Source organism: Deltaproteobacteria bacterium, assembly GCA_022340465.1.
Classification (GTDB): Bacteria; Desulfobacterota; Desulfobacteria; order Desulfobacterales; family B30-G6; genus JAJDNW01.
On record JAJDNW010000130.1, the window covers coordinates 18,184 to 33,208 of the forward strand.

At 57.9% G+C, this 15,025-nt stretch carries 14 protein-coding genes; 12 read left to right on the forward strand and 2 right to left on the reverse strand.

What is annotated here, in order from left to right:
* The first annotated feature begins 13 nt into the window (after nt 1-13).
* The 3 genes from LJE94_17340 to LJE94_17350 are packed head-to-tail and all read left to right on the forward strand — an operon-like array spanning nt 14 to nt 3,288.
* A complete protein-coding gene (locus LJE94_17340; GenBank protein ID MCG6911866.1) occupies nt 14-1,579 on the forward strand; it encodes an NAD(P)H-hydrate dehydratase in 1,566 nt (521 codons plus the stop codon).
* Between the two features lie 12 nt (nt 1,580-1,591).
* A complete protein-coding gene (gene tsaE, locus LJE94_17345; GenBank protein ID MCG6911867.1) occupies nt 1,592-2,080 on the forward strand; it encodes a tRNA (adenosine(37)-N6)-threonylcarbamoyltransferase complex ATPase subunit type 1 TsaE in 489 nt (162 codons plus the stop codon).
* Nucleotides 2,071-3,288 (forward strand): aspartate kinase, encoded by a 1,218-nt coding sequence (locus LJE94_17350; GenBank protein MCG6911868.1) that lies wholly within the window; start codon nt 2,071-2,073, stop codon nt 3,286-3,288. The genes tsaE and LJE94_17350 overlap by 10 nt, the downstream gene beginning before the upstream one ends.
* 278 nt (nt 3,289-3,566) lie before the next feature.
* Here LJE94_17350 and pyrF read toward each other — a convergent pair whose 3' ends face one another.
* Both pyrF and rfbB read right to left on the reverse strand, forming a co-directional pair.
* Nucleotides 3,567-4,298, reverse strand: coding sequence for an orotidine-5'-phosphate decarboxylase (gene pyrF, locus LJE94_17355; GenBank protein ID MCG6911869.1), 732 nt, complete (start codon nt 4,296-4,298; stop codon nt 3,567-3,569).
* Nucleotides 4,299-4,365: 67 nt separating this feature from the next.
* Nucleotides 4,366-5,436, reverse strand: a complete 1,071-nt coding sequence (gene rfbB / locus LJE94_17360) for a dTDP-glucose 4,6-dehydratase (GenBank protein MCG6911870.1) — start codon at nt 5,434-5,436, stop codon at nt 4,366-4,368.
* A 240-nt stretch (nt 5,437-5,676) separates the two neighbouring features.
* Here rfbB and selA point away from each other — a divergent pair, with 240 nt between their 5' ends.
* The 9 genes from selA to LJE94_17405 all read left to right on the forward strand — a co-directional run bounded on the left by selA (nt 5,677) and on the right by LJE94_17405 (nt 15,017).
* Nucleotides 5,677-7,104 (forward strand): L-seryl-tRNA(Sec) selenium transferase, encoded by a 1,428-nt coding sequence (gene selA, locus LJE94_17365; protein ID MCG6911871.1) that lies wholly within the window; start codon nt 5,677-5,679, stop codon nt 7,102-7,104.
* A gap of 52 nt (nt 7,105-7,156) precedes the next feature.
* Complete coding sequence (locus LJE94_17370) at nt 7,157-8,536, forward strand: tetratricopeptide repeat protein (protein MCG6911872.1); 1,380 nt, start codon at nt 7,157-7,159, stop codon at nt 8,534-8,536.
* A gap of 7 nt (nt 8,537-8,543) precedes the next feature.
* Complete coding sequence (locus LJE94_17375; protein MCG6911873.1) at nt 8,544-8,777, forward strand: zinc ribbon domain-containing protein; 234 nt, start codon at nt 8,544-8,546, stop codon at nt 8,775-8,777.
* Nucleotides 8,774-9,709 (forward strand): hydroxymethylbilane synthase, encoded by a 936-nt coding sequence (hemC, locus tag LJE94_17380; GenBank protein ID MCG6911874.1) that lies wholly within the window; start codon nt 8,774-8,776, stop codon nt 9,707-9,709. Before LJE94_17375 ends, hemC begins: the two co-directional genes overlap by 4 nt.
* Nucleotides 9,706-11,235 (forward strand): uroporphyrinogen-III C-methyltransferase, encoded by a 1,530-nt coding sequence (gene cobA / locus LJE94_17385; protein ID MCG6911875.1) that lies wholly within the window; start codon nt 9,706-9,708, stop codon nt 11,233-11,235. The genes hemC and cobA overlap by 4 nt, the downstream gene beginning before the upstream one ends.
* Nucleotides 11,236-11,261: 26 nt before the next feature.
* Nucleotides 11,262-12,422, forward strand: a complete 1,161-nt coding sequence (locus LJE94_17390; GenBank protein ID MCG6911876.1) for a hypothetical protein — start codon at nt 11,262-11,264, stop codon at nt 12,420-12,422.
* Nucleotides 12,412-13,401 carry a glucosyl-3-phosphoglycerate synthase gene (locus LJE94_17395; GenBank protein ID MCG6911877.1) on the forward strand — a complete coding sequence of 330 codons (990 nt, stop codon included), beginning with the start codon at nt 12,412-12,414 and terminating at the stop codon, nt 13,399-13,401. The genes LJE94_17390 and LJE94_17395 overlap by 11 nt, the downstream gene beginning before the upstream one ends.
* On the forward strand, nt 13,391-14,383 hold the full coding sequence (gene moaA, locus LJE94_17400) for a GTP 3',8-cyclase MoaA (GenBank protein ID MCG6911878.1): 993 nt from the start codon (nt 13,391-13,393) through the stop codon (nt 14,381-14,383). Before LJE94_17395 ends, moaA begins: the two co-directional genes overlap by 11 nt.
* 175 nt (nt 14,384-14,558) lie before the next feature.
* Entirely contained in the window at nt 14,559-15,017 is a 459-nt protein-coding gene (locus LJE94_17405; GenBank protein MCG6911879.1) for a cyclic nucleotide-binding domain-containing protein, read from the forward strand.
* Nucleotides 15,018-15,025: the final 8 nt, after the last annotated feature.

A 15,025-nucleotide genomic window follows, 5' to 3' on the forward strand; every position in this document is an offset into this window, starting at 1 on the left:
CGGAAGGGGTGTTATGTTTCTGGTGACGGCGGCAGAGATGCGGGAGATGGACCGGCGGACCATCGAATCGTTCGGTTTGCCGGGAAGAATTCTGATGGAGAATGCCGGACGCGGTGCCGTGCGCGTCATGCGGGCTTATTTCCCCGGTATCGCGTCCCAGCGGGTGGGAATTTTAGCAGGGCGCGGCAACAATGGCGGCGACGGGTTTGTCATCGCCCGCCGCCTTGCCTGCATGGGAGTGGACGTCTCGGTTTTTCTGCTGTCGAAAAGGTCGCGCGTTGTCGGAGACGCCGGCGCGAATCTGGCATTACTGGATCCCCTTGGCGTCCCGGTCTTCGAGATCGAGGACCCTGCCGCCCTGCGCAAGAAAAAGCCGGCCATGCGCCGCCGGGAGGTTTGGGTCGACGCGCTTTTGGGGACCGGTTTGAATGCAGACGTCCGGGGGCATTTCAGGGAAGCGATCGATTTCGTCAACCGGGCGGACAAGCCGGTAGTGGCGGTGGATGTTCCGTCGGGGCTGAATGCCGACACCGGACAAATCTGCGGGACCTGCATTCGGGCCAAGGTGACGGTGACGTTCGCCTTTGCCAAGCTTGGCTGTGCCGTTTTTCCAGGCGCCGCATGTTGCGGAGCGCTCGAAGTTGTCGATATCGGCATCCCCCCCTTCATTACGGCGGCCGTGAATCCACGGCAGGTCTGGATTACGCCCGCCGGCCTGCGGCCGTTATTGCGGCAGCGGGCTCCTGACGTTCACAAAGGGACGACCGGCCACCTCATGGTGGTTGCGGGGTCGCCGGGCAAAACCGGTGCGGCATCCATGAGTGCCATGGCGGCCATGCGTGCCGGAGCCGGGCTGGTAACTCTTGGGGTACCGGCGGGGCTCAACGGGATCGTCGAACCGCAGGTCACGGAAGCCATGACCGTCCCTCTGCCCGAGACCGTGGATGGTTTGCTGGACAGTTCTGCATTGAGAATCGTGAAAGCGATGCTTCCTGGCAAGCGCTGCGTCGCCTTCGGCCCCGGAATCGGTACGGGAGACGGGGCCGGGCGGTTCCTGGCCGGACTCATAGAAAGCAGTCCCATCCCCCTGGTGATCGATGCGGACGGCATCAACCTCCTGGCCGGGAATCCGGGCATGCTTAAGAAGGCGAGGGCCGCCGTGACCATCACCCCGCACCCTGGTGAGATGGCGCGCCTTCTCGGCACAACCCCTGCGCAGGTTCAGGAGGACCGCGTCGGATGTGCACGCGATGTTGCCGCGCGCTACGGTGTCCACGTCGTGCTCAAGGGGGCGGCCACCGTCATCGCTCATCCGGAAGGAAACGTTCACGTCAATCAAACGGGAAATCCCGGCATGGCGTCAGGCGGGATGGGGGATATTCTCACCGGTCTGGTTGCCGGATTCACGGTTCAGGGGTATAGCGTCGACGCCGCTGCGCGCCTGGGCGTCTACCTGCACGGCCGTGCGGCCGATACCCTTGCCGCTGCCAAGGGGCCCGTCGGGTTTTTGGCGACGGAGGTCATGAACCGGATACCGGAAGAGATCCGTTTGCTGGCAACAAACTCATTTGATGCTTGACATCGAGTCGTTATGGAACTCGCTTTTACCACCAACTCGGCGCAGGAGACCGCAGAACTGGGCGAAGCTATGGGGCGATCCATCACGGCACCGGTGGTGATTGCCCTGACCGGTGACCTGGGAAGCGGCAAGACCGTCTTCGTGCAGGGGCTGGCACGCGGCCTGTCGGTTCCCGACGAATACTATGTCACCAGCCCTTCGTACACACTGATCAATGCCTACCCGGGACGGCTGCCCCTCTATCACGCAGACCTCTACCGCCTCGAAGGGGGTGCGGATTTAGAAGACCTCGAGCTGGATGACCTGGCCGGCGGTGAGGGCGTCGTGGCCATAGAATGGGCCGAGCGGATCGAGCTGAAGGATCTCGAGGAACATGTGTCGGTGCGGATCCTGACGGCCGGTGAATCTTACCGTGTGGTTTACCTATCCGGAACTGGACAGAGCCATTCCGATCTGTTAAAGGAAACCGAAAAAAGGTTGAGGGAACCATCATGGCGTTGATCGTACAAAAATACGGCGGAACTTCAGTGGCGGATCTGGATAGAATCCGGAACGTGGCAAAAAAGGTAATCAAAACCCATGACCGGGGGAACAACGTGGTTGTCATTCTGTCGGCCATGGCCGGCGTAACCGACAAGCTCATCAACATGGCAACCGGTGTGAGCGATGATCCGGACAAACGGGAACTGGACGTCCTGCTGGCCACCGGCGAGCAGACCACCGCGGCCTTGCTGGCCATGATGCTGAAATCCATGGATTACCCGGCGCAGTCTTTGCTGGGCCACCAGGCGGAGGTGGTGACCGACTGCGATTTCGGGAATGCGCGCATCATCGAAATAGGCGCCAAACGAATCACGGAGCTGTTGGAAAAAGGAACCATCGTCGTGGTAGCCGGGTTCCAGGGAATCGATTTGCAAGGCAACATAACCACTCTGGGCCGCGGCGGTTCGGACACGTCGGCCGTGGCCATTGCCGCAGCGCTCAAGGCCGACATGTGCGAGATATATACGGACGTGGACGGAATCTACACCGCTGACCCGAATGTCTGCCACAAGGCAAGAAAACTTAAAATGATATCGTATGACGAGATGCTCAACATGGCCAGCCTCGGTGCAAAGGTCCTGCAGATAAGGTCGGTGGGATTTGCCAAGAAATACAACATACCCGTGCACGTACGGTCGTCATTTTCCGAGGAGGAAGGAACAATGGTGGTAAACGAGGATTTCGGAATGGAACAGCTGATGGTGTCCGGGGTAACCCACGACAAGGACCAAGCCCGTATTACCCTGAAAAAGGTGCCGGATCAACCGGGGATCGCCGCCAAGATATTTTCACCTGTGGCGGAAGCGGGCGTCGTCGTCGACATGATCATTCAAAATACGCGTGTCGGGGGGCAGACGGATCTGACGTTTACGGTGCCGACGTCGGATTTCAGGAAGACCCTCGACATTCAGCGAAAAGTCGCTGCGGAGATAGGTGCGGAGGACGTTTTCGGCGATGAACATATCGCCAAGGTGTCCGCCATCGGTGTGGGCATGAAAAACCATTCGGGTGTGGCCTCGATCATGTTCAATGCGCTCGCCCGGGAAAATATCAACATCATCATGATCAGCACGTCGGAGATCAGAATATCCTGCATCATCGAGGAGAAGTACACCGAACTGGCGGTCCGCGTTCTGCACACGGCCTTCGGCCTTGACGCGGAGTAAGCCGCCCCTTGAAACGCTTCAATGCCGATCAGCTCAAGCTCGTCCTTCTGGTGGGCGCCGTCATCCTGGCGGGCGTGGTGTTGCGGTATCTCTTTACAACGCCGTAATGCTCCGTACGGAAAAAGGATTCGAGGATTCCACGGAAAAGCTCATAGCTGATAGCACGTAGCTCATAGCCCGCTATCAGCTATGACCTATAAGCTGGCTTTTTGCTTGGCCCTATACCTCCAAGCCTTTGGATTTAGCCGAAGGCATAATTCTCGAACATTTTGTTATAATTACGAAATTGCCTGTTCGATTTCTGCCAGGATTGCCCTGGCGGCGGCAACGGGATGGGCCGCATCCCTGATGGGGCGGCCGATGACCAGGTAATCCGATCCGTTTTGGATGGCTCCGGCCGGTGTGGCCACCCGGACCTGGTCGTCGTGAGCGCCGTTTGTTGTCCCCGGGCGGACGCCGGGGGTCACCGCCAGAAAATCGCTGCCGCAGCGGCTTTTAACCGTTCCGGCTTCCAGGGGGGAGCAGATAACGCCGGCGCATCCGGATCTGGCGGCGGCCTGGGCCTTTTTCAGAACCAGCGCCTGCAGATTGTCGGCATAGGTGCGTTCGTATCCCGCCTCTTTGAGGTCATCGCTTCCCAGGCTGGTCAGCACCGTGACGCCGAGAACCCGCACGCTTTCACCGGCTCCCTCGACGGCGGCCTCGAGCATCCTGACCGAATCGCCGCAGTGAACCGTGGCCAGGTCGACACCGTACGCGGCCACCTGGCGCATGGCCCGCCGAACGGTCTCGGGTATGTCGTGAAGCTTCAGGTCCAGGAAAATTTTCGCATCCGGCGCGTGGCGTCTGATCCGGTGGATGATTTCCGGGCCGGTCTTGATAAACAGCTCCAGCCCGACTTTGAAGGTTCCCACCAGGTGGGCCAGCGCTTTCACGTAGGTCAGCGCCTCGTCCGCCGAAGGCAGGTCAAGCGGGAAAATGAGGTAGTCTCTGGGTTCTTTCGTGGTCATATAACGCTTCCCTGTGTCTAAGCGGCGCAGCCGCGCTACATACGAAAATTCCGGTTGGGCCGCGGGTTCAACCGGGAGTTTCGTATTGGGTGTCGATCCATTTCCGGTATGCGCCGCTGCGTACCCGGCTGGTCCATTCCGGGTTGTTCAGGTACCAGTCGATGGTTTTTTTCATGCCGCTTTCGAACGTTTCCAGGGGCGTCCATCCCAGTTCGCTGTTGATCTTGTTGAAATCGATGGCGTAGCGCAGGTCGTGGCCGGGGCGGTCCTTCACAAAGGTGATCAGGCTCTCCCGCGACGGTTTTCCGGCATCCCGGTCCTCGAGGGGTTCCATTTCGTCAAGGAGGTTGCATATCAGCCGGACCACGTCTATGTTTTGCATTTCACACCGACCGCCGACGTTGTAGGTTTCGCCTGTTTTTCCCTGCTGCATGATGCCCCAGATGGCGCGACAGTGATCCTCGACATAAAGCCAGTCCCTGACATTGAGCCCCTGACCGTAAACGGGAAGGGGCCTGCCTTCGCGGGCATTTAAAATCATGAGGGGAATCAGCTTTTCCGGGAACTGGTAAGGGCCGTAATTGTTGGAACAATTGGAAAGGGTTACCGGTAGACCATAGGTCCGGTAATAGGCTCTAACCAGATGATCCGAAGAGGCCTTGGATGCCGAATAGGGACTGCTGGGGTCATACGGTGTCTTTTCGGTGAACAGTCCCGTCTTGCCGAGAGAACCGTAGACCTCATCGGTGCTGACATGGTGCATCAGGGAAACCTGGCCCGTCCTTTCCCTGATAATTTCCAGCAGGTTGAAAGTGCCCAGGATGTTGGTTCTGATGAAATCGTCGGGCCCCAGAATGGACCTGTCCACATGGGATTCTGCGGCAAAATGGCAGACGCCGTCGACATTGTAGGCCTGAAACACACGGTCGAGGGCGTCTTTGTCGCAGATGTCCGTTTGGGAAAAAATGTAGCGTTCCGGATATTGCTCGGCGATGCCGGCAAGGTTTTCCATGTTGCCGGCATAGGTCAGTTTGTCCACGTTGATGATGCGGCCCTTGAAGTCGTCTCTCGAGAAAAGGTAATGGATGAAATTGCTGCCGATAAAGCCGCAGCCGCCGGTTACGAGAAGATTCTGCATGCTGCCTCCATGACGTTTGCTGAACGGGGTTCTATCATTTTTACATGGCGGGTTCAACTTTTGTAATGAAAAAAGAACGGTGAGGGAAAGGCTGCGCTTGGAAAAAAAAGTTGAAATTCGAGCGGTGCAGATATAAGATATATTGTTTACGGATAGTTAATAGCGGCCCGCTTCGGAAAATGTCCGCGATGGAGGCCGGCAAACGCCGTGTGCGGCGGGATGGCACGGGTGAGGGGACCCATGGTCAAGGATGACATCAAACGGGAATTGTTGAAAAACCTGCCGGGAGTCGATCACCTGCTGGAACGCATGCGGACCGATCCGCGGTTCGACGGTGTCCCGCGTTCGGTCAGGCTGGCCGGCGCCAGGGAGGCGATCGAGGAGATACGGGCGTCCATCCTCCGGGGCGACCCGGATAGCGCTGCGTCCCTTGTACAGGACGCAGGTGCGCTGGAGAAGGCCTGCCGAATCGCCGAAAAGCGTATGGCTCTCAATCTGCACCCGCTGGTCAACGCCACCGGGGTTATTGTGCACACGAACCTCGGGCGTTCACGGCTGGCCGCAGCCGCCATCAGCAACCTCGAGGCCATCGGAGCCGGGTATTCAAACCTTGAATTCGATCTTGCATCCGGAAAAAGGGGGTCGCGCTACAGTGCCGTCGAGGACCTGATTTGTGAAATCAGTGGTGCCGAGGCGGCCATGGCGGTAAACAACAACGCGGGTGGCGTGCTGCTCTGCCTGGATACGCTTGCCAAGGGGAAAAAAGTGGTGGTTTCACGGGGCGAACTCGTGGAAATAGGAGGCTCTTTCCGGATTCCGGATGTAATGGCCAAAAGCGGCGCCCTGCTCACGGAGGTGGGCGCCACCAATCGCACCCACGCCAGGGACTATGAAACGGCGATCGACAGTGAAACCGCTTTACTGCTGAAGGTGCACACGAGCAATTTCAGTGTGGTGGGCTTTACCAAGAGCCTGTCCCTGAAAGAACTGGTGGCCATGGGTAGACAACATCGGTTGCCGGTGATGGAGGACCTCGGCAGCGGAACCTTCGTCGATTTTTCCAAATACGGCGGTATCAATGAACCGACCGTGCAGGAATCGATCGCCGCCGGGCTGGACGTCGTTACCTTCAGCGGCGACAAGTTGCTGGGCGGACCCCAGGCCGGCATCATTGCGGGATCGAAGGCGATTCTCGACAGAATCAAACAGAATCCGCTCACGAGGGCCCTGCGCATCGACAAACTGACCCTCGCCGCGTTGGAGAGCACCCTGCGTCTTTACAGGGATGAAAAACAGGCCGTTGAAGAAATTCCCACATTGAAAATGCTGACGGCAGCACCGGAAATCCTGGAGGAGAAAGCCGGGCGGCTTGCCGCTATGCTTGAACGGACGGCCGGGGAACATTTCGATGTAAGGACGATCGGAGGGACCTCCCGCGCGGGAGGAGGAGCCATGCCGCTTGCGGATCTGCCGACCACCTGTGTGGGCGTCGAACCGAAAGGCATGTCGGTAAACCGGTTGGAGCGGCTTCTCCGTGGCGGGCGGCCAGCGGTCATCGGGCGGATCGAAGCGGATCTTTTTATTCTGGATGTTCGCACCGTGCGGGAAGATGAATTTCCCATCATCGTGAATGCGGTGAAAAGCGTCATGCGGACGGGCGATGCATGACCTGCGTCCGGCACGGGTCGGAGGCTTTCATAATGGTTAAGGATTGTTGAACGTGGGGAAAAACAAGCGCCACGAGAAGGCTGTTTCCACAAAAAGCAGCGCGCGGGAATTTTTGCGCAGCCGGTTGAGCAGGCTCAAGAACGGTTTTGATTCCGCACTCAACGGTGCCGGCACGGCGGATGGCCGGGTACTGGAAACCAACCGATACGATGACCTTGAATTCATCAACGGAATCAATAAAGCGACATCTGAAGCCGACATGTTCGGGGTGCTGGTGGTGAGAGCGGATCAAGCGGCCGCACACACCGGCAACGCCGCCCACGAAGATCCGGGGCCACAGGCGGACCACATCGCCGGGGTTGTCGAGGCGGTGTGCCGCCGGGCGGACGGTGTTTGGGGGGCGATGGAGAGCGGCATGTTCGGCTGCTGCGTGCCGGGTTTCGATGACGATGCCTGCCTGAAGACAGCGGAAGAAATTATCCGGGGGGTTCACGCGCTCAACAACGGCAGCGTATCCATCGGTACCGCCAGGTATCCGATGCTCGACTATAACCGGGACGAGATCGTGGAAAATGCGTATAAGGCCTTAAACCACGCCGCATTTCTCGGCCCCGGCAGCACGGTGGCCTTCGATGCCGTCAGCTTGAATATCAGCGGGGATGTCCTGTACCAGGCGGGGGATATCAAAGGCGCAGCCGACGAGTTCGAGCGCGGCCTGAGAATCGATCCCCGGGACGAAAATCTCAACAACAGCCTGGGGGTCTGCTACGGGGAACTGGGGGACCTTGCCGGGGCGCTCGGATATTTTGAAACTGTCCTGGCCATTAACCCCAATAGCGTGCTGGCGCTGCACAACGCCGGATACGTCAAGGCCATGTTGGACGACCCCGAAGGTGCCCTGGCGTATTTCATGCGCGCCGACGCACAGGACGGCAGCATTTTTGAAATCGCCTTCCACACGGGAAAGCTCCTGGTGGAAGCCGGACACCAGGAGAGGGCCAAGCCATACCTGGAAAGGGCGGTAAAGCTGAATCCCGCTTTCGGCAAGGCCCACTACCTGATGGGTGAATGCAGCCGTGGCATGGGCCTGACGGACGAAGCGGTCCGTGCCTATAAATCGGCTATAAGGCGCAACCCGAATGATGCCGATGCGTTATCGGCTCTGGGGCTGTTGTATGACGAGATGGGAGAGAATCCGGAGATCCCGCTTATTTTCTGTGAGAAAAGTGTGGAGCTTTCTCCGGAAAACGGACTTTTTGCCTGCCGCTTCGGGCAGGTACTGATGAACCAGGAAAAGACGCAAAGGGCGCTGACCATGTTTGAAAAGGCACGGGATCTCGGCTACGACGCCGAGGAGTGGATCGCGGCGGCCAGGGCGGCACTGTCCCAAGGAGGGCAGGAGGGCCGCGCTAGCGTTGGGAAAGGAGAATGATAAGATAATGCCGATTTATGAATATCACTGCAATGAGTGTGGACACGATTTCGAACGGCTGGTGTTTGGCAGCGAAAAGCCCGCCTGTTCCGCATGCAACAGCGAAAATGTCGGGCGGTTGATATCCGCCTGCGGGTTTGTCAGCAAGGGGAGCTCCGGTGAAACTGTCGGTGCATCGGCGGGAGCGTCCTCATGCGGCGGCTGCTCGGCTTCGAGTTGTGCGGGATGTGGAACGACCTGATGCCGGCATGCGTCAGAATCGGTACCCGTGGCAGCAAACTCGCGCTGTGGCAGGCGAACTGGGTCAAGTCAGCCATAGAAGCGGGCCATCCCTCCCTCGAGGTAGAGATCACGGTCATCAAAACCAGGGGGGACAAGATACTGGACGTGCCCCTGGCGAAGATCGGCGGAAAGGGCCTGTTCGTAAAGGAGATCGAAGAGGCGTTGCTTGCCCGAAGAATCGATATGGCGGTTCACAGCATGAAGGACATGCCCGCGGATCTGCCCGGGGGGCTCTGCGTCGGGGCCATCCCCGCGCGGGAGACGCCCCACGATGTCTTGATAGCGAAAGACGGCCGTCGGCTTTCCGAATTGAAAAAGGGGAGCCGCATCGGCACCAGCAGTCTTCGCCGTGCCGCCCAGCTGCTGTTTGCCCGACCCGATTTGAGCATCACGCCCTTGCGGGGCAACCTGGATACCCGCTTGAGAAAACTGGAAGCCGGAGAAATGGATGCCATCGTACTGGCCGCCGCCGGTATGAAACGCATGGGGATGGCCGGAAAAATTTCGGAGTACCTGGACGCGTCGGTCATGCTTCCCGCCGCCGGCCAGGGGGCCCTGTGCATCGAGACGCGGGAGGACGATGAAATGATCGGACGCATCGCAGCCGAACTGGATCACCGGGAGACACGCATGGCGGTTACCGGTGAAAGGGCATTCCTGCACCGGATGGGGGGCAGCTGCCAGGTACCCATTGCGGCTTACGGCAAAATCAGCGGCGACCGCTATTGTCTGACCGGACTGGTAGCGCAAATCGACGGTTCCGAGTGCCTGCGGGAAGAGGGCGAGGGCCCTGTGGCGGAAACCGAGAGGATCGGCATCACGTTGGCCGAGCGCCTGGTAGAGATGGGTGCGGAGCGCATACTAAAACAACTTCAGCAGGATCAGGTATGAACAAGAGGCGGGGAATCGTTTACCTGGTGGGAGCCGGCCCTGGTGACCCGGGCCTGATTACCCTTAAGGGCAGACAGTGCATCCAACGGGCGGATGTCGTCGTTTACGACTATCTGGCGGCCGAATCCCTACTGCGGCATGCCAAAAGCGATGCCGAACTCATCTACGTGGGGAAGAAGGGAGGGGATCACACCCTTTCCCAGTCCAGGATCAACGCCCTGCTGGTGGAAAAAGCCTCCCAGGGGCTGGTCGTAACCCGATTGAAAGGGGGCGATCCGTTCATCTTCGGCAGGGGCGGTGAAGAGGTCGAAGTGCTCATCGAAGCGGGCATTTCCTTTGAAGTCGTTCCGGGGGTCACCTCGGCGGTAGCCGCACCGGCCTATGCCGGTATTCCCCTGACCCATCGCAAATTCACCTCCACCGTGGCCTTCGTCACCGGCCATGAGGACCCCGGGAAGGCGTCGTCGGGCATCGACTGGAAAGCACTGGCCTCGGGAATCGGCACCCTGGTTTTTTTCATGGGGGTCAAAAATCTCAAGTATATCGTCAACCAGCTGATGCGGCACGGCCTGACGCCGGAAAGACCGGCAGCCCTGATCGGCTGGGGAACGACGCCTCGGCAGACCACTGTCACCGGCACCTTGGGAACCATAGAAAAAGAGGCCGGCAAAGCCGGTATGAAACCACCGGCGTTGATCGTCATCGGGGATGTCGTGCGTTTGCGCGAACGGATGAAGTGGTTCGAGAAGCGTCCGCTGCTGGGCAGGCGCATCGTGGTTACGCGTGCCAGGAAACAGGCCAGCGGATTCCTGCAGATGCTGACAGACGCCGGTGCGGATTGCCTGGAGTGTCCGACCATCAAAGTAGTGCCGCCTGAAAGCTGGCAGGCGCTGGATCGGGCTGTCGACCGGATCGCCGGCTATGACTGGCTTGTCTTTACCAGTGTAAACGGCGTGACATTTTTTTTCGAACGGATTTTTAACGCAGGATTGGACAGCCGATCGCTGCAGGGCATCCAGGTGGCGGCCATCGGCCCCGCCACGGCGGAACGCCTCATGGATTACGGCATTCGATGCGACATCATTCCTGAAAACTACCGGGCGGAGTCGATGGCTGCCGCTTTCGAGAAGGTGGCGATCGCGGATAAAAGCGTCCTGCTTCCACGGGCCAGGGAAGCGCGTTCCGTTCTGCCCGAGGCGTTGACCCGCATGGGGGCCCGGGTGGACGAAGTCATCGCATACGTCACCGAAGTCGAGGATCGGAACGGCGGGACCCTGATTGACAATCTGGAAAAAGGAAACGTCGACTGTATTACGTTCACCAGCTCCTCGACCGTCAAGAACTTCAAACGTCTGCTGCCGGCGGATAAATTCCCTGCACTCGTCGGAAAAACGACGATTGCCTGCATCGGACCGATAACGGCCGCAACTGCCGAAGCGCTCGGATTCGATGTTCATATCGTTGCCCGGGAATATACGATTCCGGGGCTCTACGGGGCCATCGTGGATCATTATAAGCCGTCTTGACGGAGGTGTTCGCCGGGGGAGGGTTTATGCAATCATACCTGGACAGGTTAACCGAATATGCCCATGCCGTCCGGGCATTGAAGGAGACCATTATCACCAACATCGTGCTTCTTGGTCAGGAACCGGCGCCGACGTTTAAAGAAAGGGCAAAATCCCAACTTTTTCTCGACCGACTTTCCGACCTTGGCGCGGATGAATGCACCATCGATGGATACCAGAACCCCATCGGCATCGTCCGGGGATCCGTCAAGGACAAACCGCCCATCTTCGTGGTTGCGCATATGGACACACCCTTTGGCAAGGATGTGGACCACAACTTTCTCGTCAACGAGGAAACCATAATGGGCGCGGGCATCATGGACAATTCCGTGGGCGTAGGGGTGCTTGCGTCCCTGCCGTACATCTTCAAGTCGCTGGGCCTGCAATTCGAGTCGGATATCGTGCTGGCCGGTGTCATCCAGTCCATCGGCCGGGGCAATCTGAGAGGTATCCGGCATCTTTTAAAAACCTGGTCGACCCCGGTGAGGGGAGCTGTCTGTATCGAGGGGGGCGAGCTGGGACGTCTCAATTACAACAGCTACGGCATGATTCGGGGGGAAATTGAATGCAACATTTCGACGGAGTCAGGATTCGAACCCCAGTTCAAACCCAACGCCATTTTGATCCTGAACGAGATTATCAATCAGATTCTGCAAATGCGTCTGCCCCAACGGCCGCTGGCGCGGGTCATCATCGGTAAGATTTCAGGCGGGCACAAGCATGGCCTGATCGCTTATGACGGGACCTTGGGGCTGGAAATACAGAGCGATGCCGATGATATGGTGAGAAGCATATTCAACGACATAACGGACATCGTCAACGGAGCCGGGCATGAATATCAGGGGGCTTTGAAGTTGAATACCATCAGCAGCCTGCATGCGTCGAGAATGGGGTATTCCCACCCCCTGGTAAAGAGCGCCGTAGCCGTCATGAACCGGTTGGAGCTCAAACCGGTCAGTGAGCCCAGCGAATCGGAGTTGTCCATTTTCCTGTCCCACAAAATTCCTGCCGTCACCCTGGGGGTGACGCGGGGCAGGGATTATCACCTGGAACGTGCGACCATGATAATCGAACCCATGTATAAGGGCATCGCCCAGATCCTGGGGGTGATTTCCGCCATAGACAACGGGGTGTGTGATGGCCTATGACTGGCTCAAGAGCAACACGTTTCACCATTCCGAGTTTTCCGATCTCGATCGCCTGGCGGCGGCCAAGCAGCGCAAAGGGCTGAAAATATCCCTGTGCCTGCCGACGCTCAATGAAGAACGCACGATCGCCAAAGAGATCCTGATCATGAAATCGGAACTGATGATCCGCTTTCCTCTGATCGACGAAATCGTCGTGGTCGACTCCGGGTCGACCGATCGCACTCAGGAGGCGGCCGAGGCGTATGGGGCCCGGTTTTATTATGCGGGTGACATCCTTCCCGATCTGGCGCACTTCAAAGGCAAGGGTGAGAATCTGTGGAAGGCGCTTTATATCACCCGCGGTGATATCATCATATACCTGGATGCCGATATCAAGAACATTCACCACCGGTTTGCATACGGCCTGCTGGGCCCTCTGCTGCTGACCGATCACATCCGGTATGTGAAGGCCTTTTACGACCGCCCCATCGCTCTGGGGCAAAAAAAGATGCGTTCCACCGGCGGCGGACGGGTGACGGAACTGGTGATCCGCCCGCTATTTTCACTGTTTATCCCCGAATTGACCCAGATCATCCAGCCGCTTTCAGGTGAGTACGCCGGATACAGGGATATTCTGGATAAAATTCCTTTTCCCATCGGTTACGGGGTGGAAACCAGCATGATCATGGACATCTATACGAAATGGGGGCTTGACGTCATGGGGCAGACGGACCTTGACCGGAGGGTTCACCGGAACCAGTCCACCCAGGCACTCGGTCGCATGGCGTTCGTGATCATGAAGACCTTTATCAACCGCAAGATCAAGATGGGGATGATCGAACTTAGAGAAAAAATGTTTGACGAGATGATTCAATACAATCTTGTCGAGAACGAGTACGAAGCGGCAGTTTATGAAATGGGGGGACTCGAACGCCCCCCGATGCACGAGATTCCGGCTTACGCCGACAAATTTTTAAAGAAAGCAACCCATGGAAAATAACCCGCTGAAAGACAAGTTTAACCGGCACCTGACCTACCTGCGGATATCGGTTACCGACAGATGCAACCTCCGCTGCATTTACTGTGTCCCCAAAGGGATCGTCCCCAAGATGCCCCATGACGATATCCTGCGTTATGAAGAGATGTTGCGGATCGTTCGCATCGGCGTGGCCGTGGGCATTCGCAAGGTGCGGGTGACCGGTGGAGAGCCGCTCGTACGCAAGGGCATCGGCGACTTTCTGAAAAGACTGGGGGCGGTGGACGGCCTGACCGACATATCCATAACCACGAACGGATACCTGCTGGAAAACAATGTGGAGATGATCAAGGCCGCGGGGATCCGGCGGATCAATGTGAGCTTGGACTCGCTTGACAGGGACAAGTTCGCCTATATTACGGGGTATGACGTTTTCGACCGTGTGTGGCAAGGCATTTTGCACGCACAAGCGTCAGGCCTTGCCCCCATAAAGCTGAATGTCGTGGCGCTCAAAGGACACAACGAAGATGAACTCGTGGACATGGCCAGGCTCTCCTTAACGTATCCCTTCCACGTCCGGTTCATCGAGTACATGCCGATCGGAAACTCGAGGGTGAAGACCGGGGATTCGATCCTGGCGCCGGAGATAAAGCGGCGGATCGAAACCATAGGGAGCCTGGAGCCGATAACCAAGAATCGGATGGACGGGCCGGCCGAGAGGTACCGCTTCAAAGACGCCCCCGGGGAAATCGGTTTCATCCGGCCCATGAGCCGTCATTTCTGTTCGACCTGCAACCGCCTGCGGTTGACGGCGGACGGACACCTGAGGCCCTGCCTCCTGTCAGACCGCCAGGTGGATATCAAGGGCCCGATGCGCGCGGGGTGCAGTGATGAACAGATCGTCGAGATATTCAGATCCGCCGTCCGCCACAAGCACGATGCCCACCGCTTTGCCCGGCACGAGGAATGCCGGGTGGCGGATCAGATGTCCGGAATCGGCGGTTAAAAATAGGGCCCCCCGGGGACGCTGTTTCCGCAAGCCGACTATGGGGTTGGCAATGGTCGCGATGGAGGAAAATCACTTTAAACGATCACTAAAGTGTGATATCGTTCCTTATCTCATATCTATTATATCCCTATCATATCTCATCTCCGTATCGACACGATGGAAAGGATAAGAAATGGCGCTATACGATATGATCGCAACCATGCCGCTTTTTGAGAACTTTTCCGAAGAAGAAAAGAAAACGTTTGCCCAGATGGATCATTCGCTTCTGGCGTTCAACAAGGGGGACATTATCATCAGGGAGGGAGATCACTACACATCGCTCTATCTCCTGATAAGGGGCAGCGCCCAGGTGACCAAGACCGGCTACGGAAGTCCCATTGCACAGCTGAAACCGGGGTCGGTGTTCGGTGAGATATCCTTTCTGACGCACAGAGCCAGACAGAGCAACGTGATTGCAGATGAAAAGATTCTGGCCCTGAAAATCGACGACGATTTTTTTGACAAAATCGAACCCTCCATGCGTGACAACATCAAGAACTACCTGATAGAGCTTTTAGCCGGCCGGCTGGACCGCATGAACGAAGCCTTGAGCAAAATAGCCAAATATGCCCGGGGCTATGCTGTGCTGTAGGGGCGGGT